Genomic DNA, 299 nt, shown 5'->3' with positions numbered 1-299 from the left:
TCTACATCAAGCTCTGAGATAAATTTTTCTACATAAGGCACTACTTCCGGATCTGCAACACATGCTAAACCGGCATCTACCGTAAATCCAAAAAATTCACCTTCATTGGTGCCGTCAAGTTCTTCTATTCCGATTAATGCTTCTCTGTAGATAGCTGGTTTTTCTTTTGTAAATTCTACTTTTACAGCTGCATATCGATCACCCCAGTCCTCCAGCTTTACCACGGCAGTTGTCACCGGAAAATTTCCTTTAGGAACATCCACAAAATAGGGTTTCTCCTTTGTATTTAAATACACGAG

At 39.8% G+C, this 299-nt stretch carries 1 protein-coding gene; it reads right to left on the bottom strand.

The window, feature by feature from the left end; genetic code table 11:
* A partial coding sequence (locus SB679_RS23685; RefSeq protein ID WP_410704710.1) for a DUF4241 domain-containing protein occupies positions 1–299 on the bottom strand: 299 nt, incomplete at both ends.

It is taken from the genome of Chryseobacterium sp. SIMBA_029 (assembly GCF_046535275.1).
Lineage (GTDB): Bacteria > Bacteroidota > Bacteroidia > Flavobacteriales > Weeksellaceae > Chryseobacterium.
Note: the sequence above shows the minus strand (reverse complement) of the source record. Positions and strands in the feature narration are given on the sequence as shown.